The sequence below is a fragment of the Kordiimonas aquimaris genome, assembly GCF_025574485.1.
GTDB classification, from domain to species: domain Bacteria; phylum Pseudomonadota; class Alphaproteobacteria; order Sphingomonadales; family Kordiimonadaceae; genus Kordiimonas; species Kordiimonas aquimaris.
The window spans coordinates 159387-180950 of sequence record NZ_JAOBPO010000006.1; the positions used below are offsets into that span (position 1 = coordinate 159387).

The window sequence follows — 21564 nt, forward strand, 5'->3', positions numbered from 1 at the left end:
CTTTTACTTGGTTTTGCGGCTTACCCAAAGAGCCGGTTTTCCAAGTGCAGCAATATCTTCCATTTTAAGGCCAAAACGTACCAAAAGAAGTAGCGCGACAATAAGCCCAAATATGGCAATCATAAGACCAGTTGGAGCCGGGAAATTCGGGCCATACTCAGCATATGTTACAAGCGCTGTCGCAGAGATAAGTGAAATAAGCCCCGGTTTCAAGAGGTCGGCATTGTATGGCAATAGCTTGTAGAGGCCAACAACTTGTATAAGCGCAAGGCTTGCTGCGACATTTAGCCCGACAGTTGCTGCTACTGCAGCCCCCGTTACGCCGTGTGTTGGTATCGTCATAAGGCCAATAGAAATAAACGCCGCAAGACCAACGAGGCCATTGGCTAAAGGTAAAAACCTGTTGCCTAGCATTTCGATGATTGAAGAAGATGGACCTGTGGATGCCTCAATAACGCGCCCTATAACCAATATAGCAATTGCGGCTGCAGCAGCCTGAAATTCCGGGTCTAAGGCTGCCAATATATCCGTTCTTGCGACATAAAGCGCTGCACCAAAGGGCAGGGCAAGACATATCGACATTCTTGTTGCAAAGGCATACATGTGTTGCAGCATGGAACGGTCACCCATGCCTTCTTTTTCTGCAGCAAGCGGTGCCATAACATATTCAAAAGCAAGTTTCACAACTTGTAGAGCGCTGGCAATTTTGCGTGCGATAGAATAATAGCCACCAGCAGCTGCACCGGCAGCGCCCGGTAACATGAAGTTAAGCAACATTACGGGGAATTCACTAAACAGTTTTTTTATGAGGTTTGACGGCATAACGGTGAAGCCGTATTTGCGCATCTCTTTAGTGAGTGTACCGGTCATTGGTGCATTTAAAACATCTTTGAAATTATAGTTTTTTGATATGAGCCTGACCGCTAAAGTTGCTGCTAGCATAACGCTAATTAAATGCGCGAGAAAAAGTCCATAAGTATCTAATCCTAATGTAAAAAACAAAACGGCAGCTACAAGGCGCAACCCTTGTTCGTAAAAGATGCGCACTCGGATTTCAGGGCCGAAGTTTCGGCGTGCACGAATAGCTGCTGTACCAACTTCCACAGTGGTCCAAAACGGCAGAACCCAAACATATACCCGAATAACATTGGTAAGGTGCGCTGCGTCAGAAGAGCCAACATTGATGAAGCCAGCAATGTTGGGTGCAAAATAAGTACCGATTAAAGCGAATATACACGCGATACTGAAGCTGAGTTTTAATGCGTAACCTGCAACATATGCCTCTTGTTCTTTGGCTACTCTGGGCACAAATCGCTGCAATGTTGTGGTCATAGCTGCATCGGATAACGCCGTTGTAACCTTAACGTAACTCCATAGCACGGCAAAAAGGCCAAATGTTTCGGCACCGTACGCCCATGTGAAGACAACAACAGATACAGCCTCAATGAGGGCGCCTAAACGACCTAGGAACGCTAGACCAGCACCACCTGCAACGCGACCAAGGTCATGGCCATTTTTAGGGTCATTATTAGCTGTGCCAGGTATAGGTCTTATATCTTCTTCAGCCTTATCTGTTTTGTCTTCAGGCATTATTCGGCCGGCGTTTGTCGTTTGGGGGCGCGCCGCCAAAAGCTAATGTGTGATTTACCTTCTTCTGTATAAAAAATTACGGTGTAACCTACGAATAAAAATAGAAAGAATGGTGCCCAGGCGGCTAACAGGGGTGGTGCTACACCGAATTCTCCCATTGCTAACATAAAGTTATCAGCAACAAAGAAGCTGAAACCAAGTGCCATGCCAAATACGAGGCGTAAAACCAAACTACCGCCCCTAGATACACCAAAAGCCGCAACAGCGGCGAGCAGGGGCATAAGCAAGGTTGAAGCAGGCGCTGCAATCTTGTGAAGGAAACTTGCCATCAACCTGTCCGTTGGCAATCCTTCTTCTTCTAGCCGTTTAATAGAACGCCATAGCTGAGGCATTGAAACATGGTCAGCTTTAACCGTTAGAGCCAGAAAGCGTTCTGGTCTGGTTGGAATATTCCAATTAATAGAAGGAGTAATGGATAATACATGGGTATCCGCGTCAAACCGCCTTACCTCATGTAGCGTCCAACCGTCATTCTGGTACCATGCGAAGTCAGCTTTCACCATTGCTTCAAGGCGACCAGTGTCGCCACGCTCGAAAATAGAGACTTTGTCGAGAATAACTCGCTTGCCAGACCGGCTAACGGCTTCAACCACCACGATACTTCTGCCTTCACGCAGCCAGACGCGACCAGCTAAACTTTCATTCTCCGGTAAATCGATCGCATAATCGTTTTCTTCCCAGTATTCGAGCTCTGCGTTTGCCTCAACAACTACGGTTTCGTTGAAAACAAAATGAGCAAAGCCAATGAGCAAAGATGCCAAACCAAGCGGCAATAAAATGCGGTGTGCTGAAAGGCCGCTGGCCTTCATAACCGTTACCTCACTGCTTTGGTTAAGTGTTGCGAGGGTCAAGAGCGTGGCAAGCAAAGCAGCAAATGGTATGAATTGCGTTATTAATTGCGGTGCTCTGAGGCCAACATAAGATACGATGGATGTCCATGTAGCGCCGTCAGCTGCCATAACATTGTCAGCTGTAGCAAGCAGGTCCAACATCTGTAATATAACGGTGAGCCCAATTAAAATACCAAGGAAGCGGCTCAAATACATGCGTACCATGTAACGAGCGAGTGTGCGGGACGGGATGAGTACACGGCGCAGCGATCGGAATATCATGCTCTGTCTCCGATACCCGCAATACGTTTGCCCAATCGCTTGATTGGACCAGCTACAGTTGAAACAACAGCGTCCACATAAGCGAGCGGCTCGCCGCCTGCTTTGAATGCTGCAACCCGGAACAAAAAGAAACTAATGAACGCAAACGCTGCAAACAATGCCCAAATACTTAGGTAAGGAGAGACACCACCCTTAACGGCAGTTTCCATGCCTTCCATCAGCTCGTTATAGACAATCAGAAGTGCTAGTCCGATAACTATACCGGTACTACGCCCGGTTCTTTTGTTGGTTAAGCCCATAGGGATAGCAAGGAAGGGCAGTATGAAAAATGATAAACTGTGCATGATGCGCCAGTGAAAGTTGCCGGTAAACGCCGCGCGTTCTTCAATAGAGTTTTCAGGATTATCTTTTTCTACGAACAATTCCGGGAGAGTTAATTCCAGTTCTTGGCCACCTCGTTCCCTAAATACTTCGCGTTCAGGTAAGCGAATGGTTAAATCTTGCCGTTCAAAGGTTAAGACACGAGGTTTGTTCTGGCTTTCGTTCAAGTCAACAAGGACACCGTTAAATAAACGTAATAAAATCGTTTGATCATCGCCTGTTGCGAAGAAGCCGCCACGCTCTGCTGTCACGGATATGCTGTTTCCTTCACTACGGCGCTCAAGGAAAATACCACCAAGCTCTGCACCTTGTTGACGTGATTCTTCTATCATCAGCGTAATATCGTCACCAATCTCAACAAAATCGCCAACGCGGATACTGGCACCCAAAGCACCGCTTCTCAAGTCAAATACAAGGCCGCGGTAGGCATACTGGCTGTATGGTTGCACCCAGCCCACCAAAATAGTGTTTATGGTAGCTAGCAACAGCGCTAGCATGAGGAGTGGGCGTACTAATTGCATCAAGCTGGTACCAGAAGACGTAATTGCATCATACTCACTGGAAAGCGATATGTTTCGAAACGCAACTAAAACACCAAGCAATAAGCCCACAGGTAATGCTAACCCCATATAATGCGGTGTCAGGTTTGCAAGCATTCGAAATACGACTTCAACCGGTCCGCCTTGATTAACAACAAAATCAAAAAGCTTCAGCATACGTTCAAGAATCAAAAGCAATGCTGCCACACCCAAGGTTGTGAGCATTGGCATCATCACCTTCTTGAGGATGTACCTATCTATTCGCGATAAAACGGGACGTGCATACATATAATGGCGCTACACTGGTTAATAATATGATTCAAGTGTCAATTCAGTATCTTCCATAGGAAAATCATGGCAGAAAAAAGAAATGATAACCTATATTTGTAACAATTTGGGCCATAATTTAGCCACCATCAAGCGGCTATTTCTGAGATGTAACGGTTTTGATGTATTTTAACCGAAGAAAGCAATACAATTTATGATGACATATTCGCCTATTCAAAGATACTTTATACCTCAGCTTATAGTTCTGGGAATTCTGACATTTCAAGCGCAATTGGCACAGGCATATATGGAACGGGCTAATAATTCAGGTGTTGTAGCTGAAGATGGTTCATGTATTGCACCGGATGGTATTGCCGTAATTTCCGTGTCTGTTGATAATATCCAGGTTATTGAAGGCAATCTTCGGGCGCAAATATACAGCGGTGACCCAGAAGAGTTTCTTGAAAAAGGTAAAAAGCTCGTACGTGTGGACGTACCTGTTGTAACGACTGACACGTCAACAATATGTGTTCCGTTGCCTGCACCGGGTACATATGCGCTAGTGGTGATGCACGATAAAAACAGCAACGGTAAGGCAGATTTTTTTAGTGAAGGGTTTGGTTTTTCCAATAACCCGAAATTATCGTTCGGTCCGCCAGATGCAGAAGATGTAATGATTAATGTTGCCCCAGGTGTTAACGAACAATCCGTGACACTTAATTATATTTTCGGCGCTGATAACGAGAAAAAAGATAAGCGACGTAAACTCCGGCGACGTTAATATTGATAATTAATGAATATGCAGGTATTGATGCCGCAACATTTACAGACGGTCGCAGCTGAGTTGCGACCGTTTATAGTATTTATAGTTGACTAGTCACGTATGTGTAAATTGCAGTGACTAAACTATAAATAGATGGAGAATGAGGTTTTCATGGAAGTGAAAACAGAAACATTGAATAGCGGTGCAATTGTTCCCCTTGTGGTAATGATATCGAACCCGTTGAGCACAACTAACGCAAAAAACCTTGATGAAATACGCAAGATAGTCAATGCCAGTGCTAACGTTGTTCATTATGAACTGGACGGCATTGATACGCTTCAAGATGCGATCGAATTGTTCGCGCGTGCCAAGCCGTCATTACTGATTGTAAATGGCGGCGATGGCACCATTGGCGCTGCACTTGCTGCTATTCTTTACAACAACCCATTTAATGTTGTGCCGCCCATCGCGTTTCTACCTGGTGGTAAAACGAATATGACGGCGGCTGATTTAGGCTTTAAAGGAAACCCATCTAAAGTCCTCAAGAAACTATTGAAGTTAACGCAAGCAGGCGAAATTCCAAACAAACTAACAACAAGACACCTTATTGAAATGGACCTGGGTGATGGGCTGCCACCACGCGTTGGTACATTTTTTGGTACTGCAGGTATTGTTCGCGGCATTTTTTGGTGTCGTGAAAATGCTTATTCCAAAGGCTTGCCAAACTGGCTGGCTCATGTGTGGTCCGCATACAAGTTGATCACCGCGGCATTTGGTCTTTCACGCGATAAAGGCCTCATGATTTCGGACCCAATGGCCATTACTGTACCTGGTAATGCTAGAATTAAAGGGCGGTATTCTGTTGTTCTTACAACGACATTGGATAATTTATTATTTGGCTTAAAACCATATGGTCGAGAAGGAAAGGGTGGGCTTCGTTTTTCTGCTATTGAAGCAGGGCCTTCGAATTTCTTTCGTGGGTTTCTTGGATTAATTACAGGCAGATTTGGCCGGAAGACCATTAATGGTGTTCATGTACGCCGCGGTGATATGGTGCGCATTGAAGGTACTGATCCGGTTACGTTAGACGGTGAAATATATCAACCACTAGAAAATACTCCTATTACCCTAAAGGGCGATAGGTCATTGACATTTGTGTCGTTGAAGAAATGACGATGAAGAAAAAAACGGTAAAACCAGATGAGAGTGGTGCGGCGTCCAGCTCTCAATCCATGCAGCAATTTATCCTTGATGAGTGGCAGCGCGATGTTCCAGAAGCCGTAAAAATGGCAGCACATACAATTGGTGCACTATATGGCAGCGCAACTGCGGGCGTGCTTTTTTATGGATCATGCTTACGTACAGGGGAAATCGAGGAGAAAATACTCGACTTCTATGTTTTGGTGGATAGTTACCAAGCAGCATATGAAAAAGGCTGGCTTGCTACAGCTAACCAGATATTGCCGCCTAATGTCTTTTACCATGAAATGGTTGTTGATGGAGTGGTTGTTCGCTCAAAGTATGCCGTTTTATCGCTACAAGACCTCAGCTTCCGCGTTAGTTCTGCGTGTTTAAACGTATCTATTTGGGCACGCTTTTGTCAGCCATGTCTTCTGCTTAATGCGCGTGATGAAACAATACAGCAACAAGTGGCGGGTAATATAGCAGAAGCAGTAAACACGATGTTGAGCAACTTGTTAGCCCTTAAGCCTTGGGCTACTGAGCCGCGAGATTTGTGGGTCGCTGCATTCGAAGAGACGTATGCAGCAGAGCTGCGATCTGAACGTGGCGGCAAAGGACTTGAGATATACCTTCTAGATCAAGACCGGTACCATGCAGTTACACCTGTTGCATTGGAAGAGTTGCGAGCAAAGGGAGTGTTGGTGGCAGCGTCGCCTCCGCAAACGCAGCCTGCGCGGACTGAGAATTTTAATGCAAAGGTTTACTGGTTTTTAAGGCGTTTAAACGGCAAAACCGTTAGTTTCTTGCGCCTGATCAAGGCTTCTATGACTTTTGATGGCGGTATTGATTATTTAGCATGGAAGATACGGCGTCATGCCGGTGTCGAAATTGAGGTTAAGGATTGGATGCGACGGCATCCCGTTTTTGCAGGCATTGTATTGTTCTGGAATTTACGCCGCAAAGGTGCATTTAAGTAAGCTCTATGCGGGAAGGGAAGTACTCAATTTATCATTAAACTGAGTACTGGCCATTTATAGATCATAATAGTTAGGAATTTAGTCCTACAGCTTTAGCCGTTTTCTTGAATCGTTTAATGATCTCAGATATTTGTTCGCTGGTATGTTGGGCACACACACTAATGCGTAGTAAAAACATGCCAGAAGGAGTTGCTGGCGGTGCAGCCATATTGGCATAAACGCCTTCTAACAATAAGTGTTCCCAGAAACGTGTTCCCATCATCACATCAGGCAAATGAACTGCAATAATCGGACTTTCTGCGGTTTTTGTTGCCATTGAAAACCCAGCTTCTTTTAAACCCGTATGCAGTTGGCGTGCGTTTTCCCATAGATGTGCACGTCTATTGCTACCGCGTTTAATAGCTTCAATGGATTTTGTTGCTGAGGCAACGACACTTGGTGGCAAGCTTGCGGTGAAGATATAAGGTCGACTTACGAAGCGTAATACATCAAATTTTGGGTGGTTGGATACTGCAAATCCACCGACAGTGCCGACCGATTTGGAAAATGTTCCCACGAAAAAGTCGGATAAATGTTCAACACCTAATTCTTCAGCAACGCCACGACCAGTTTCACCGGTAAAGCCCATTGAGTGTGCCTCGTCAACAAGTGTCATGCAGCCGTACTTTTTACCAACTTCCAGTAATTCTTTCAGTGGTGCTGCATCGCCGAGCATAGAGTATATGCCTTCTACAACTAGTAGCTTGCCGGCATCTTCAGGCAACCTCTTAAGGCGTCTTTCCAGGTTTTCTGGGTCATTATGTTTGAAGCGAACAATAGTGGCATTGCCCATAGAACATCCATCGTAAATGGAGGCATGGCTATCAGCATCAATAATGACATAGTCGTCTTTACCACCAAGGGCGGAAATCATACCAAGATTTGCCTGATAGCCAGTGGAAAACACCATGCAGTGCTCCATGCCGTAGAAATCAGCTATGGTGGCTTCGAGCTTTTTATGTCCTTCGTATGTGCCGTTTAATACTCGTGATCCAGTGGTGCCTGTGCCGAATTGATCAAGTGCTTCTTTTGCTGCGTTGATCGATTCCTCATGAAATGTCATGCCCATGTAGTTGTTTGTGCCGGCAAGAATAGTGCGACGTCCGCCGATAACAGCTTCGGTTTCAGAAATAACTTCGTCGACGACAACTTTAAAAGGGTCAGCTTTTTCAAATGGTAGTGAAGAACGTAAGGCCACTACCTGGTCAAATTTATCAAACAGGTCCATAAGGAACTAACTTTCGTTCACAATTTTATCAACAGTATCAGCAACTTGTCCGATTGTTTCTAATTCGGGCAGAAGGTTTAATGGCAAAATAATGTCAAATGTATCTTCGATTTCAGCTACCAGATCCATAACAGTTAAGCTATCGAGTTCCAGATCAGAAGCAAACGTTGTCTCAGGTGCCAACGCAGCGTTTTTTTGATTAATAGGTGTAATCAAATCATAAATTGTTTTCAATGTAGCGGGCTGTGCCATTCTTTTTGCCAATCGTTATGAGGTGTCGTGATACCGGATAAAATAAATTACGTGTTATTGTTATATCCAGATGACCTTCATCATAAAAGGTCATTTTTTCGATACCAGTCCAAGGTATTCTGTAGACCTGATTTAAGATCAAATTGTGGCGCCCATTTTTCATGCCGAAACCTACGGTTTTCTGTGACTGTCCAGTCTGCATGACATAAGTAGCGTGCAGTTGAAACCGTTAGCATTGCTGGCTTGTTCAGCATGTGCGCGAATGTCTGGTTAATAAATCCTATGGAAGCCATAATTGTATATGGAACAGGCACATAATGCATTTTCGTATTATTTTTCGGTATGCAAGATGCAACATCTTTGACCGTGTAACCGCGTTTTGCACCATCATCAATCTCAAGGATTGAAGCTTTATTGCTTTGGTCAGATAGAACAGCAGTTGCTTTTGCCAAATCTGCCACGTGTATCATCGAAAATTTATTACGTGTACTCCCTGGTGCAGGTAAGAAGCCGTACTTGCTAGCTTTTAATAGCTTCAGGATTTCTTTGTCGCCGGGCCCGTATATGGCGGGCGGACGCAATATGGTCCAGCTAAAGCCCCATTTGCGCGCTGTTAACAGCATTTCTGTTCCGGCTTTACTAGCGCCGTAATGAGATAGCCTTGGTTCTCTTGCTGCGAGGCTTGAAATATGCAGCACATGTTGAACGCCGGATGTTTGAGCTGCATCAAATAGGCGCTTGCTACCAGTGACATTTACATCAAAAAATATGTCTCTAGTAAGTGCTTTAGTAAGTCCTGCTAAATGAATTAATGTTGATGTGCCTTGTGTTAGTAATTCAAGGCTGGTTTCATTATCCAAAGCACCAACAACCCATTCCACATTTTGTCTGTCAATTTGTGGGCTGCGGGTTAATGCCTTTACGCGATGTCCGCTTTCAAGCAGGGCATCTAGAACATGTTTTCCCAGAAAACCGGTAGCCCCGGTCAAAGCAATGGTTTGACCAGTTTTGTTTGCTTTAATTTTACTTGGCATTTCTGTTAACTTGCGACCGCTTGCAAATGGCCAGACAGATATTCATTGCGAGCCTTTGTCCGGCTTAATTTACCTGAAGATGTACGCGGTAAAGATTTCGGCGGCACTAACTCAATTATACAATTAACACCTGTTTCAGCTTGAATTTTCTTTTTCAATGCTTCGGTAAGTTTCACGCGCTCTGCAGGGTCGGAAACACGGCATTGTGCTAAAATAAGTGGTACTTCTTCTGCATTGTCACCTGGTACAGAAATAGCTGCTACATCGCCTTTCTTTAGGCCATCAACTTGTTCTGCTGCCCATTCTATGTCTTGCGGCCAATGGTTGCGACCATTCACAATGATCATATCCTTAGCCCGACCAACAATATATATGCAGTCTTCTTTCATGTAGCCCATGTCACCAGTGTCAAGCCAACCTTCAGGGCTTAAAACAGCGCGCGTTGTTTCTGGGTCATTGAAATATTCACGCATAACTGAAACACCGCGCAAAAATACTTTACCAACTTGACGATCAGAAAGAATCATATCGCCTTCATCACGAATTTCGATTTCGTACTCTGGCAACAATTTTCCGCAGTTAACTACTTCGCGCATCCGATCATCTTTGTCTTTACCGCTTACAAGCACTTGCCGATCACCAGTGAGAACAGATTCTTCAATCAAATCAACTTCAATGCCTTTACCAACTGTTCCAAAGCTTACACCGAGCGTACATTCCGCTAAACCATAACTAGGAAGGAATGCATTATAAGAGAAACCGATCTGGCCAAATGTATCGACAAATTCTCGCATGACTTCTGGGCGAATCATCTCCGCACCGATACCGGCAACACGAACACTTGTTAGATCAAGGCCCTCCATAGCACTTGTTCGCATGGCTGCACGGCGCGTACATATATCAAAGCCAAAAGTTGGGCTGTATGTAATGGTACCTTTATTTTGGCTTAGTACGCGTAACCAGCTTAATGGCCTGCGTGCAAACTCTTCCGTTGGAATAAAGTCTACGGATACCTGGCAAGTAAGGGTTGTCAGCAGTGTGCCAACCAAACCCATATCATGATAAAACGGTAACCACGAAACACAGCGATCACTGTCTTCGAGGTGTATACCATGGAAGCCCATACCGTGTGTGTTGGAAAGTAAAGAACGATGCGTAACTGACACACCGTGTGGGAACCGTGTGCTGCCTGAAGAATACTGTAGGTAAGCCAAATCATCGGGAGTAGGCAGAACAGTTTCACCAATTGTATCAACGTTCATGTAGTCTTCATAGTCACCGATGAATTTTAAACCCATATCTTCTGTAGCTTGATTTACAATCTCATCCATGAATGAAGGAGCCATCAAACCATTGGCTTTGCAACTTTCCATCTGCATACGCAGTTGGGAAACATAACCAACTTTGCCGCCGAATGATGTTGGAAGAGGTAATGGAACCGGTAGTACACTCGCGTACTGACAACCAACAAAGAAACTTACAAAGTTTGCTGTGGTTTCGGCGATTAAGGCAATACGGTCGCCTTTTTCAAAGCCCATACCTACAAGCCGTTTGCCAATAGCTTCCGCACGATCTCGAATTTCGGCCCATGTAATAACATCAGTTACATCACCGCGCGCATTGTAAAAGTTAACGCCGCGCACACCTTTAGCCGCGTATTCAATCGCGTCTACAAGTGTATCAAAATCGGAATAACGTCTTTCCAGTGACGGATCGTGTGTCGGTGTCACCACAATCTGCGTGTCATTGTTGACCATAATTACCCCAAGGTTATTGCCGTAGTACTCGTTATGCCAACATAGTTCTGCCGCGTCAATTGAGTGGCGATACTAGATCAGACTGTTATACGCTTATTTATATGTCAAAAATAACTTGCATTCGACTTAAAATCTACCGTTCATAAATGATCGGTTGTGCGCATGTTTGTTACGGCTGAATTACAATTTGTGAAGCTTCTTCGCAAGTTAATTTTGGTTAAGTGATCGGTATGTAACAGCATTTAAGTGAGGAATACGGCTAAATAATGTCACATTTTGTATCTGAATTTTGCGAAGACACACTATCTCGTATTTACGCTGAAACCCCTGGTTTAGCTGGGCGGAACCACTTGGATAGTGCCGGGTCATCTTTTATGTCAGTAGCTGTTATTGACGCAATGCAGGCAGCATTTGACCGAGAGGTCAAGTTTGGTGGGTATGTTGCGCAAGAGCAACAGACAGAAGCTCTGGAAGCCAGCTATCATGCCTTGGCACAACTTTTAGGCGGAAAAACTTCTGACTATGCATTTGTTGGTAATGCCGTTGATGGCTGGACCAAGGCTTTTTATAGTCTTCCGTTTAAGAAGGGCGATGTAATCGTCACTGCGTATAATGAATATTGCGCAAATTACATTGCCTATTTACAGGTTTCCAAAAACAAAGGTGTTGAAATTCGTGTTGCGCGCTCTCTTCCAGGAGGCGGCATTGATATTGACCATATGGAATCTTTGATAGACGCAAACACACGTTTAATTAGTGTTAGCCACATGCCGTCTTCTAGTGGTGAAATTATTCAAGCAGCAGAAATTGGCCGTTTAGCTAAAGCAAAAGGCGTCTTATTCCAACTAGATGCGTGTCAATCTACCGGTCATGTTCCAATTGATGTTAAGCAAATAGGCTGCGACATCATGACGGGAACCTCTCGAAAATTTCTGCGTGGTCCGCGCGGTATCGGGTTTTTGTATGTAAATGAACAAGCGCGTTCTCAAATGGAACCTGTTATTTTAACTAACATGTCCGCTGAGTGGTCATCGCTTGATGCATATAGTCTGCGCGACGATGCTCGTATTTTTGAAGCTTGGGAGCGTAGTGTTATAAACCAGGTTGGTTTTGGCGCTGCTATTAATTATTTATTGGAACTTGGGGTAGAGCGCGCCACAGCACAAATTCGTAACAACGCATCTTACCTGCGTACCTCTTTAGCGGCTCTTGACAGCGTATCAATGGTATGCCCTGAAAGTGCAAAATCAGCGATCATTACTTTTAATATTGATGGTATTAAGCCTGCTGAAGTCAAGTCACGTATGGAAAAGCGTGGAATTGCAGTTCAGGTTGCCAAACAAGCTCATACGCGCCTTGATTATGAAGTGCGTGATATCCACGAGGCCGTGCGTGTGTCGCCGCATTATTACACGCCCAAGATTGCGATGGATGATTTTTTGTCTGCGCTGGGTGATATCCAAAATGGAAGATAAGAAGTGGAATAAAATTGGCGCTGATGGCCCGGATAATAGCCAGGGCAGTAAGAAAGAGCGTCCTGAGAAGCGCCCAGAGAAAAACCGGGTAACGAAGGTAACTGAAGGTTACATTGAGCGGGCTGCGCTACATTATCTTGGGCGGTTTAGTAGTTCTGAAAGCAATCTTGTTAAAGTGTTGGAGCGCAAAGTCCGGCGACGCAATGAAGAACACGCGCCGGTCACTGACGAACAACAACAGTGGATTATTAGTGTCGTCGCGAAGTGTGTGCGTTTTGGCTATGTTGATGATGCACAGTATGCCAAGCAACGCGCAGCAGGTCTTCTACGCAAAGGTAAGCCTGTGCGCATTATTCTTCAGGATCTTAAATTTAAAGGTGTTGCTGAAGATCTAGCTTCGGATGTGATCAATAACTTGTCGGGTGATGACGATATAGAGCCAGACAAACGCGCAGCCGCAGCATATGTAAAACGCAGGCGTTTTGGTCCTTTTCGCCGGGTTAATGATAAACTTGAAGAAAAGCGCGAAAAAGAGATTGCATCAATGATGCGTGCGGGTTTTCGTTATGATCTAGTGAAAACAACGCTTGATATGAGTGAAGATGATATCATTGATCTACTGGTGTAACACCAAATTGCTTGAGCATTTCAGGTGTGTCCAGATCAATTAAAATCCCCGCATCCTCAACAGGCACTTCAATGACATGCTCTCGGGCTTCCTGTATGATTTGCTTACCACCAATATCGGCATTCAGCGCAATAAGCTTATTAAAATATTGCTGATGCCACACTACAGGGTGACCTCGCTTACCGTGGAATGTTGGGATAAGTATTGCACCTTCATGTGCTTGCTGCGCTGCGAGCGTAAGTTTTTCATACGTATCTGCCCTGATAAATGGCATGTCAGCAAGGCAGATCATTGCATAGCTTGGTTTGTTTTTAAGGCTATCTATACCACTAGCGAGGCTAACGCCCATACCTCTTTCATATTCAGCATTATGCACAACAGTAACATTAAGCTTGGTTAGAATATCATTTAAGGCCTGGGCATTATGACCCGTAACTACATGTATGGCTGATTTGGACTGTTTTGCTATATTTGTGATCGTTGTTTCTAAAACAGAGCGATCTTTAATTTTTGATAACAGTTTGCTGATGCCCTGTGCGCGGTTAGCTTTGCCAGCTGCCAAAACGACTGATGTAATGGAGGTGGAGCTGGTAGTTTTAATTATCGGCGCACGAGGTACTCGCCTTTCTGGCATTTCCTTGAGCAAGCCACCAGTGCCCATAAGTGTGAGCTCTCGATGGCCTAAGGGTAAGTTTGCGGCAATTCGCTCTAAAACAAAATCCAACCCATTAAGGGCAGGGGAACGCGCGCACCCTGGTAAGCCTATTACGTATTTTCCGCAGAGCTGCCCCAACATGAGTAAGTTACCAGGGTCAGTGGGGATGCCGAGCTTGATTATCTTGCCGTTTGCAGCTTCCAGTGCGGCAGGAATAACATCTCGATGGTCACTAATAGCCGATACGCCGAGCAAAAGAATAAGGTTTGCATCAGAGCGCTTAAGGTCATTTATAGCTTCTGTTACGGAAGTCTGGTTGTGTGCAACGACCCTGTAGTCTTCAATGTTGCTGTTGAGTCGGCTTAAACGGTGCTGAAGAGTATGTTTGATTTTATCCGTTATATCACTGCCTGTGACGATCGCTAAAGCCTTAAGTTTCTTATAGGCATGTACTTGAGCCATTGTATCATGTGTTGTCAGTTTGGATAAAACTACTTTTGACACGGCATACGGCACGACTTTAATTGTCGCAACTAGTTGGCCGGAATATACAGCTGTGTGCGATGGCAACGAAGCTGCGGAAAACGCATCATCAAGCAAGTTAATGCTATCGATAGCTTTATCAGGAATGAAAATACCGTCAGTGGTTGCAACAAGATTTGCACGTCCGCGTCCCACAGGAACGACATTCAACCCTTTTCCGCAAATATGGTTAGCCGCGGTTTCTGCTGCTTCATCTTCACTTATATCATCTGCGCCGAGTAGAAAAACCTGAACGTTCTCAACGCCCAAGGCGGAAAGAGGCTTTATGTTTTCCTCGGTAAGTGTGGAGCCTTTATGCCATTTTTTTCCAGCAACAGTGAGGCTGTGTGCCAATGACCAGCCTACAGATGATGTTATGTTCCGCCATTCAAATTTCATGGGTTTGACGCGCTGTTTCAATGAGTTGTGCAAGGACGGAAACAGCGATTTCAGCAGGAGTTGCTGCGCCGATGTTCAAGCCAACAGGGCCGTTTATTTTTTTTAGTATATCTTCTGTATGCCCCAGTTCGCTTAATCTTTTGATACGTTTCGCATGTGTTTTCCTGCTGCCCAAGCAACCGATATAAAATGCATCTGAATTGAGCGTTGTGTTTAATGCAGCATCATCCAGTTTTGGATCATGAGTTAATGTAATCACAGCTGTTGTTACATCAGGTTTATTATTGGCAAAGAACTCATCAGGCCATGCATTGATCATTTTTGCTGTGCCAAATGTCCTATTTTCAGTAAAGGCCTGTCTGGGGTCAATAATCAGAACACTAAATCCGCATTCTTCAGCCATAACGGCAAGGTGCTGAGCTATATGAACTGCACCGACAATATATAACCGTAATGATGGAATGACAGGCGTAACAAAGCTATCACCTTCTTCATGCGGGGTGTGTTTTGCTGGTGGGTGAAGCATTTCCTTAAAAACCATAGAGTTAACAGAAACATCAAATGTTAGAACACCCGAATTGCGCCTCTTTACTGCGGTACATGCCGCTTCAATCGCTGAGTAACTATCTGACGCAATTGGAAACAGACGAACCTCAATTTCACCACCACATGCAAGGCCAACGTCCCAAGCATCTTCAGAGGTAACGCTGAAAACCATTTTTTTTGATTTTATTTGTAGCGAGCGATTCAATATGGCTGTGGATTCTGAAATGACAGCGCCTTCCACACACCCACCAGAAACAGAACCTTCAAACGTGCCATCATCACGCACAACCATCAAACTGCCTGCACGTCGCGGCGCTGAACCCCATGTGCGTGCAACTATAGCCAATATGACGGTGTGGCCTGCTTCAATCCATTTTTGTGCAGTTAGTAACTCTCGTGCCACGCTGCTGTTTTCCTTATTATCTCGTTATTCGGTTAATCTAAGACGAAGATTTGATCCAAACAACCGGTGTTAATTAAATTCGATGAATGGTGTGCTATTGTAGGATGAACGGATAAGGTCAGGCCTGCGTTATATGTATATTCCATATCGACATGCTTGATTTGAGTGGCGTAGCAGCATAGAAACTGATGGAACATCTGAATTCAAGCGACATCTAATATAGGGGACAAGTATGTCACTTTTCGCGAATCCAGCAGGGCGGAATTTTCTAGGGAACTCCGCAGACTGGTATAAATGGACGATTTTAGTATTTTTAATCATCAACCCGATTTTGTTTTTCGGCGTTGATCCATACTTGGCTGGGTGGGTTCTTGTTCTTGAATTTATCTTCACGCTTGCGATGGCGTTAAAATGCTACCCGCTGCAGCCTGGCGGTTTGCTCGCTATTGAAGCGGTTGCGCTTGGTATGACAACACCTGGTAAGGTAATGCACGAAATTGAAGGTGGCCTTGAGGTAATTCTTCTCTTGGTATTCATGGTTGCCGGCATTTACTTTATGAAAAGCTTGCTGTTGTTTGTATTTACCAAAATTTTGGTGCATGTACGTAACAAGGTATTGTTATCATTACTATTTTCATTTTCTGCTGCATTTTTATCTGCTTTTCTTGACGCCTTAACTGTTACAGCCGTGGTTATCGCTATATCTGTAGGTTTCTACTCAATTTACCATAAGGTGGCTTCGGGTAAGAAATTTGATCATGATCATGATCATATGCATGACGGCGAATTGGATAAGTTCAATCAGGACGACCTTGAAGGTTTCCGTGCATTTTTGCGTAGTTTGATGATGCATGCGGCGGTTGGTACTGCGCTTGGTGGCGTTATGACAATCGTTGGCGAGCCTCAAAATTTGCTGATCGGGGAACGCGCTGGTTGGGAATTCATTGAATTCTTTATGCGTATGTCACCTGTAACAATACCAGTTTTGATCGTGGGCCTTATTACGTGTGCCTTACTCGAGATTACAGGTAAATTTGGTTACGGCTCTAAAATTCCACCCAAGGTTATGGCTGTTCTTGTCGATTACGATATATACGAAAGTGGACGTCGTACATCAGCAGATAAAGCAAAACTCACCGCTCAAGCATTGGTTGGCCTATGGTTAATCATCGGATTGATGTTCCATCTGGCATCTGTTGGTTTGATTGGTCTTTCTGTAATCGTTCTGGCAACAGCGTTTACTGGCGTTACGGAAGAGCATCAGATCGGCCATGCATTTGAAGAGGCATTGCCCTTTACTGCCCTGCTTGTCGTATTCTTTGCTGTTGTAGGTGTAATTAGTGATCTACAGCTTTTTGCGCCGATCACAAATTTTGTACTTAGCCTGGAAGGCACAGGGCAAATCACGATGCTTTATGTGGCAAATGGTGCCTTATCGGCCATTTCGGACAATGTTTTTGTGGCAACTGTCTATGTGACTGAAACCGCGAATGCGCTGGCGGCGGGCACAATAAGCCGTGATACCTTTGACCTTATGGCGGTGGCTATCAATACAGGAACGAATATTCCGTCAGTTGCCACACCTAACGGTCAGGCTGCGTTTTTGTTCTTATTAACATCTGCACTCGCGCCGCTTATTCGCCTCTCATACATGAAGATGGTGACTATGGCGCTGCCGTATACAATCACGATGGCAATCACTGGTTATTTCGCTGTAGCGCACCTGTTGGTGCCAGCTACCGACATGCTCTATGATGCGCATTTAATTGAGCATCATTCTGCTAGCACAGTGGAGGCTGTTAAGGATTCTGGTCACTGATTAGAGCTTAAAGTCGGAAAAATTGACCTCTAAACAAGAGGTTGCGTCTCAGCGCTCGCGACAAAACAGTTGCGGGCGCTGTTTTTTAATACTAGCATCTTCGAATGAACTACATGTTAGTGCATGTTCAGTGTTTCTAAGGGGGAAACCAGATGGACGGCCGGAGTACGCTATGTTCGGAAGAACAGGCGGTCGAAGTTGTTAACCGTATAACCGGAACAGTTAAGTGGTTTGATGCGGTAAAGGGGTATGGATTTGTGGTGCCAGATGACGGCGGCGCAGATGTTCTTTTGCATTTTTCAGTCTTGAGAGACGTTGGCCGGCGGTCGGTTCCGGAAGGAACAACTGTCGACTGTGACGCAGTTGCTCGTGATAAGGGACGCCAAGCAAGCGTCGTTCATTCATTGGACCTGTCAACAGCGGTGGCTCCTGAGGATATTGGGCGTTCTTCGTTTTCACACCCGGGAATGGATGTTGATGTTTCGCCTGACTTTGAAGATGTCGTTGTGAAATGGTTTAATCGTACCAAAGGGTATGGCTTTGTTTCGCGCGGTGAAGGCACACAGGATATTTTTGTGCACATTGAGACGCTGCGAAGGGCAGGTCTGACAGACCTTGAGCCAACACAGGAAGTGCGTGTGCGTATAGGGACGGGTGAACGTGGCTTGCTCGTTGCACAAATTGCTCTTCCAGGTGATGCGTAGTCAATAGTCAGTCTGACTCATTATGTTGCTTGAAATAGCGAATTTACGTGACTTACCTCAAATTCTTAGGGCAGCGTGATGAAAATGCCCCAAGGTAAGAGGGCAACGCCTGTAATGGTTGCTGCTGCCAACCCACCAAGCGGATATGCACCCATTGTTTCAACCTCTGCTTTTGGTTGGGAAAATGGCCCGATTTTCGAAAAAGTAGATAATGGTGTTTTTCAGCGCGGTTTTCGCGTGATGGCGAAGCATACGAATGCAGGCGGCGCTGTGCACGGCGGTATGATCATGACTTTTGCGGATATATTATTGGCTCGCGGTGTAGGTGATCTCGCCGACCCTCCATTCGTGACTGTTCGTTGCACAACGGACTTTGTTGGTCCGGCTTTTGAAGGTGAATGGGTGTTCGGAACAGCAAATCCGTACGCTGTTGGTGAGGATATGGTGGCCGTAAATGGTACCATAAAAACAGAAACGCGGATTGTTGCTTCAACTCAAGGCTTGTTTAAGCTTATTCGCCGCAGGTGAGGTTGCCTACTTTTCTGATAGTTTAAGAATAAGCAATGCTGCTTTTTGGATGTTTTTCTTGAAACTTGTCATGTCGGCAATTTCTTCTTTTGTGTGACCGCCAGATCCCATAAGACCAAGCCCGTCAAGCGCCATATCAACGTGATCGGCTGCGAAGGAGATATCTGCGGCACCGGCTTGTCGCGGTTTCACTGCTGTCACGTCACCGTATCCCAGTTCTTTGCTGGCAGCACTGTATAGAGCCAAAAGCTGTTTATTTGCCTGTGTGGGCGCCATTGGTGGATAACCTTCCTCAAAGGCGAGTGTAGCCGATGTATGCGGTAAGCTGGCTGCAACTATGCTCTGCATCTTCGCTTTTGCGTCAGCTAATTGCTCTGGCGATAGGGCTCTTATGCCGCCGGTTACACGCAATGTTTTAGAAACGACATTGCTTTTACCAAAAGCTGTACTTGTTGCAGTTGCGTTATCTTCATTAATGCGGGTGCCACCTGCGATGCGACCTGGATTAAAAGTAAGGTTTTCAATGACAGATAGCTCTTCTCTGAAACTATTGAGTATGCGTGCAGATTCAAGAATAGCGCCGTAACCAACGTTATCAGTGAAAATCTGTGAACTGTGGGCAGGGCGCCCAACAACATCAAGAGACCAGTTCACACTACCTCTGCGGGCGATAACCGCGGTTTTGATGTTACTGTCCCCGTCTTCAAATCCCAGCGCAATATCAGCCCATATGGCAGCGTCAATGATTGCTTTTTTTGATTTAGCAAGTGGTTTGCCACTGGCTTCCTCGTCACCTGTCATAACAATACGAATGCTTACATCATCAAGTACACCCGCTGCCTTTAGCGCCCGCACAGTCTCAATAATGATAACATCGCCGCCCTTCATGTCGGTGATGCCTGGTGCTTTAATTAAATCATTGGACAGGTTTTCTGCGCTTTGAAAGGCATCTTCTTGAGAAAAAACAGTGTCGAGGTGTCCAATCATAAGAATTTTAGGGCCTTTTGTGCCGTATTCAGCAACCAGATGACCTGCTCGGTTAAATACGCTGCCATCAATCCATTGGGTCTGGAAGCCAATATCATCCAGTTCTCGTTGGTATAGATCACCAACTGCCTTAACTCCTTCGAAGTTCATCGTTCCACTATTGATGTTTACTGACTTTTGGAGGGTTTTGAGAGCATGTGGCAGGTTGCTTTCAATTGCGTTGAGAAGTTTCTCTTTTTTGTCATTGGTTGCACTTGCACCACCAACACCAATCAAGATCACAGAAATTAACGACAATGATTTTAGCAACATTTGATTTCTTCCACTTGAATTCAACAGAGTGATGGCTGGTTTTCAATGTGCCACCTTAAAACGTGTTAAATGAAAGCCAAGTAATTAAATTAGCGTTAGGTTAAAATAGAGTTATGTCTATCAAGATTATCTGTGAATAATTCATATTCATTGTTGGTTAAATATGTTTGAGATGCCCCTAGTTTGTTAGACACCTTGCGATTTCATTTTAGTTTGTTGTTCAAAATCGACGGGAGACAACAACCCGTTGTTACCATGCTTTCTTTTTGGATTGTAAAACATTTCGATGTAATCGAAGACGTCTTGGCGAGCATCCTTGCGGGTTGCGTAGGTTTTGCGCCTGACGCGTTCGCGCTTTAACAGGTGGAAAAAGCTCTCAGCAACAGCATTATCATGGCAGTTGCCGCGCCTGCTCATGCTGGCTTCCAAATTGTGAGCGCCGAGGAACTTCTGCCACTCATGGCCTGTAAACTGGCTGCCCTGATCAGAATGAATGATCACCTTTTGCTTTGGTTTGCGACGCCAGACAGCCATCAGCAAGGCACTCAACACCAAATCCATCTGCATACGGGGTTGCATAGACCAACCCACCACGCGGCGGGAATAAAGATCAATGACAACGGCCAGATATAGCCACCCCTGATGCGTGCGAATATACGTAATGTCCGTGACCCAGGCATGATCTGGCAGGGCCACTTTGAAGTCTTGCTGTAATCTGTTGGCTGCAACAATCGCAGGTTTGCCACCGTAAAAACCAGCTTTGCGCCGGTAGCCTATTTGTGCTTTGACGCCCGCAATGCTTGCCAGTCGTGCCACACGGTTCGGGCAGCAGGTCTCACCGAGCGACCGCAGGTCGTCATGAAGTTTGCGGTATCCATAAACACAACCACTCTCAAGCCAGGCTTGTTTGATGAGCCCGATAAGCCGGTTGTCATCTCTGGCCCGCTTACTGAGAGGCTTCTTGACCCAGCCATAGAAACCACTGTGATGAACCTTCAGGACGCGGCACATCACCCGCACACGAAACACAGTTTGGTGCGCCTGAATGAAGGCGTACTTCACTACGCATCCCTTGCGAAGTACGCCGTTGCCTTTTTTAGGATATCTCTTTCTTCGGTGACTCGAAGCAACTCAGCTTTTAACCGCCTGATCTCAGCGCTGTCAGCAGCTTCCTGCTTGCGTTCCTTGCTTGGCTTTGAAAAAAGCTTCTTCCAATCATAAAGGGACTTTGTACAAACACCAAGCCGTTCAGCCACCTCTTTGACGCTGTACCCTCGGTCTGTGATCTGAGCGACCGCATCGCGCTTGAATTCTTCTGTATAACGAACACCTATCGGCATAATCTATAAACTCCTTGCTTCCATTTTATAATGAACAAGGTGTCTACAAATCTAGGGGCATCTCA

The 21564-nt window shown here is 45.2% G+C and carries 19 protein-coding genes; 8 read left to right on the forward strand and 11 right to left on the reverse strand.

The window, feature by feature from the left end; translation table 11 throughout:
- Positions 1-3 precede the first annotated feature (3 nt).
- From OEU88_RS16395 to lptF, 3 genes are read right to left on the reverse strand one after another with little or no spacing between them, the layout of a single operon-like run.
- On the reverse strand, positions 4-1590 hold the full coding sequence (locus OEU88_RS16395; protein WP_262696293.1) for a lipopolysaccharide biosynthesis protein: 1587 nt from the start codon (positions 1588-1590) through the stop codon (positions 4-6).
- Entirely contained in the window at positions 1590-2762 is a 1173-nt protein-coding gene (lptG, locus tag OEU88_RS16400) for an LPS export ABC transporter permease LptG (RefSeq protein ID WP_262696294.1), read from the reverse strand. Before lptG ends, OEU88_RS16395 begins: the two co-directional genes overlap by 1 nt.
- Positions 2759-3970: an LPS export ABC transporter permease LptF gene (gene lptF / locus OEU88_RS16405; protein ID WP_262696295.1), complete on the reverse strand. Its 1212-nt coding sequence runs from the start codon at positions 3968-3970 to the stop codon at positions 2759-2761. Before lptF ends, lptG begins: the two co-directional genes overlap by 4 nt.
- Positions 3971-4256: 286 nt before the next feature.
- On the opposite strand from lptF, the gene OEU88_RS16410 reads away from it, so the two are divergent.
- The 3 genes from OEU88_RS16410 to OEU88_RS16420 all read left to right on the forward strand — a co-directional run bounded on the left by OEU88_RS16410 (position 4257) and on the right by OEU88_RS16420 (position 6871).
- Positions 4257-4730, forward strand: coding sequence for a DUF2141 domain-containing protein (locus OEU88_RS16410; protein ID WP_262696296.1), 474 nt, complete (start codon positions 4257-4259; stop codon positions 4728-4730).
- A 153-nt stretch (positions 4731-4883) separates the two neighbouring features.
- Positions 4884-5885 carry a diacylglycerol/lipid kinase family protein gene (locus tag OEU88_RS16415; protein WP_262696297.1) on the forward strand — a complete coding sequence of 334 codons (1002 nt, stop codon included), beginning with the start codon at positions 4884-4886 and terminating at the stop codon, positions 5883-5885.
- Positions 5886-5887: 2 nt separating this feature from the next.
- Complete coding sequence (locus OEU88_RS16420) at positions 5888-6871, forward strand: hypothetical protein (RefSeq protein WP_262696298.1); 984 nt, start codon at positions 5888-5890, stop codon at positions 6869-6871.
- A 70-nt stretch (positions 6872-6941) separates the two neighbouring features.
- Here OEU88_RS16420 and spt read toward each other — a convergent pair whose 3' ends face one another.
- From spt to OEU88_RS16440, 4 genes are all read right to left on the reverse strand, one after another.
- Complete coding sequence (gene spt, locus OEU88_RS16425) at positions 6942-8138, reverse strand: serine palmitoyltransferase (RefSeq protein ID WP_262696299.1); 1197 nt, start codon at positions 8136-8138, stop codon at positions 6942-6944.
- Between the two features lie 6 nt (positions 8139-8144).
- Positions 8145-8390: an acyl carrier protein gene (locus OEU88_RS16430; protein WP_262696300.1), complete on the reverse strand. Its 246-nt coding sequence runs from the start codon at positions 8388-8390 to the stop codon at positions 8145-8147.
- A gap of 80 nt (positions 8391-8470) precedes the next feature.
- Positions 8471-9424: an NAD-dependent epimerase/dehydratase family protein gene (locus tag OEU88_RS16435; RefSeq protein ID WP_262696302.1), complete on the reverse strand. Its 954-nt coding sequence runs from the start codon at positions 9422-9424 to the stop codon at positions 8471-8473.
- Positions 9425-9429: 5 nt separating this feature from the next.
- The gene (locus OEU88_RS16440) at positions 9430-11181 is read right to left on the reverse strand and encodes a fatty acyl-AMP ligase (protein WP_262696304.1); all 1752 of its coding nucleotides are present in this window, start codon (positions 11179-11181) and stop codon (positions 9430-9432) included.
- A 266-nt stretch (positions 11182-11447) separates the two neighbouring features.
- On the opposite strand from OEU88_RS16440, the gene OEU88_RS16445 reads away from it, so the two are divergent.
- Positions 11448-12656, forward strand: coding sequence for an aminotransferase class V-fold PLP-dependent enzyme (locus tag OEU88_RS16445; protein WP_262696305.1), 1209 nt, complete (start codon positions 11448-11450; stop codon positions 12654-12656).
- Positions 12646-13284: a regulatory protein RecX gene (locus tag OEU88_RS16450; protein ID WP_262696306.1), complete on the forward strand. Its 639-nt coding sequence runs from the start codon at positions 12646-12648 to the stop codon at positions 13282-13284. The genes OEU88_RS16445 and OEU88_RS16450 overlap by 11 nt, the downstream gene beginning before the upstream one ends.
- Here OEU88_RS16450 and OEU88_RS16455 read toward each other — a convergent pair.
- Positions 13265-14860 carry an NTP transferase domain-containing protein gene (locus OEU88_RS16455; protein WP_262696307.1) on the reverse strand — a complete coding sequence of 532 codons (1596 nt, stop codon included), beginning with the start codon at positions 14858-14860 and terminating at the stop codon, positions 13265-13267. The two genes, OEU88_RS16450 and OEU88_RS16455, sit on opposite strands and share 20 nt — an antisense overlap.
- Positions 14850-15809, reverse strand: coding sequence for an XdhC family protein (locus OEU88_RS16460; RefSeq protein ID WP_262696308.1), 960 nt, complete (start codon positions 15807-15809; stop codon positions 14850-14852). The genes OEU88_RS16455 and OEU88_RS16460 overlap by 11 nt, the downstream gene beginning before the upstream one ends.
- Before the next feature lie 232 nt (positions 15810-16041).
- On the opposite strand from OEU88_RS16460, the gene nhaB reads away from it, so the two are divergent.
- From nhaB to OEU88_RS16475, 3 genes are all read left to right on the forward strand, one after another.
- Positions 16042-17628: a sodium/proton antiporter NhaB gene (nhaB, locus tag OEU88_RS16465; protein WP_262696309.1), complete on the forward strand. Its 1587-nt coding sequence runs from the start codon at positions 16042-16044 to the stop codon at positions 17626-17628.
- A gap of 152 nt (positions 17629-17780) precedes the next feature.
- Positions 17781-18332 (forward strand): cold-shock protein, encoded by a 552-nt coding sequence (locus tag OEU88_RS16470; protein WP_262696310.1) that lies wholly within the window; start codon positions 17781-17783, stop codon positions 18330-18332.
- A 78-nt stretch (positions 18333-18410) separates the two neighbouring features.
- Positions 18411-18860 (forward strand): PaaI family thioesterase, encoded by a 450-nt coding sequence (locus OEU88_RS16475; protein WP_262696311.1) that lies wholly within the window; start codon positions 18411-18413, stop codon positions 18858-18860.
- A gap of 6 nt (positions 18861-18866) precedes the next feature.
- Here the strand turns inward: OEU88_RS16475 and OEU88_RS16480 are convergent, their stop codons facing one another.
- Together OEU88_RS16480 and OEU88_RS16485 are read right to left on the reverse strand one after the other, a co-directional pair.
- On the reverse strand, positions 18867-20159 hold the full coding sequence (locus OEU88_RS16480) for a M20/M25/M40 family metallo-hydrolase (RefSeq protein WP_262696312.1): 1293 nt from the start codon (positions 20157-20159) through the stop codon (positions 18867-18869).
- Between the two features lie 186 nt (positions 20160-20345).
- A protein-coding gene (locus OEU88_RS16485; protein WP_262694959.1) for an IS3 family transposase occupies positions 20346-21499 on the reverse strand; the annotation gives its coding sequence in 2 pieces (ribosomal slippage) (positions 20346-21259 and positions 21259-21499; 1155 coding nt in all).
- Between the last annotated feature and the right edge of the window lie 65 nt (positions 21500-21564).

What these genes read in the sequence shown, in the direction of transcription:
- OEU88_RS16445 (WP_262696305.1), top strand. Translation starts at nt 11,448, where the DNA reads ATGTCACATTTTGTATCTGAATTTTGCGAAGACACACTATCTCGTATT.
- OEU88_RS16470 (WP_262696310.1), top strand. Translation starts at nt 17,781, where the DNA reads ATGGACGGCCGGAGTACGCTATGTTCGGAAGAACAGGCGGTCGAAGTT.
- OEU88_RS16440 (WP_262696304.1), bottom strand. Translation starts at nt 11,181, where the DNA reads ATGGTCAACAATGACACGCAGATTGTGGTGACACCGACACACGATCCG.
- OEU88_RS16455 (WP_262696307.1), bottom strand. Translation starts at nt 14,860, where the DNA reads ATGAAATTTGAATGGCGGAACATAACATCATCTGTAGGCTGGTCATTG.
- OEU88_RS16480 (WP_262696312.1), bottom strand. Translation starts at nt 20,159, where the DNA reads ATGTTGCTAAAATCATTGTCGTTAATTTCTGTGATCTTGATTGGTGTT.
- spt (WP_262696299.1), bottom strand. Translation starts at nt 8,138, where the DNA reads ATGGACCTGTTTGATAAATTTGACCAGGTAGTGGCCTTACGTTCTTCA.
- OEU88_RS16410 (WP_262696296.1), top strand. Translation starts at nt 4,257, where the DNA reads ATGGAACGGGCTAATAATTCAGGTGTTGTAGCTGAAGATGGTTCATGT.
- OEU88_RS16415 (WP_262696297.1), top strand. Translation starts at nt 4,884, where the DNA reads ATGGAAGTGAAAACAGAAACATTGAATAGCGGTGCAATTGTTCCCCTT.
- OEU88_RS16395 (WP_262696293.1), bottom strand. Translation starts at nt 1,590, where the DNA reads ATGCCTGAAGACAAAACAGATAAGGCTGAAGAAGATATAAGACCTATA.
- OEU88_RS16430 (WP_262696300.1), bottom strand. Translation starts at nt 8,390, where the DNA reads ATGGCACAGCCCGCTACATTGAAAACAATTTATGATTTGATTACACCT.
- lptG (WP_262696294.1), bottom strand. Translation starts at nt 2,762, where the DNA reads ATGATATTCCGATCGCTGCGCCGTGTACTCATCCCGTCCCGCACACTC.
- OEU88_RS16420 (WP_262696298.1), top strand. Translation starts at nt 5,888, where the DNA reads ATGAAGAAAAAAACGGTAAAACCAGATGAGAGTGGTGCGGCGTCCAGC.
- OEU88_RS16450 (WP_262696306.1), top strand. Translation starts at nt 12,646, where the DNA reads ATGGAAGATAAGAAGTGGAATAAAATTGGCGCTGATGGCCCGGATAAT.
- lptF (WP_262696295.1), bottom strand. Translation starts at nt 3,970, where the DNA reads ATGTATGCACGTCCCGTTTTATCGCGAATAGATAGGTACATCCTCAAG.
- OEU88_RS16435 (WP_262696302.1), bottom strand. Translation starts at nt 9,424, where the DNA reads ATGCCAAGTAAAATTAAAGCAAACAAAACTGGTCAAACCATTGCTTTG.
- OEU88_RS16475 (WP_262696311.1), top strand. Translation starts at nt 18,411, where the DNA reads ATGAAAATGCCCCAAGGTAAGAGGGCAACGCCTGTAATGGTTGCTGCT.
- nhaB (WP_262696309.1), top strand. Translation starts at nt 16,042, where the DNA reads ATGTCACTTTTCGCGAATCCAGCAGGGCGGAATTTTCTAGGGAACTCC.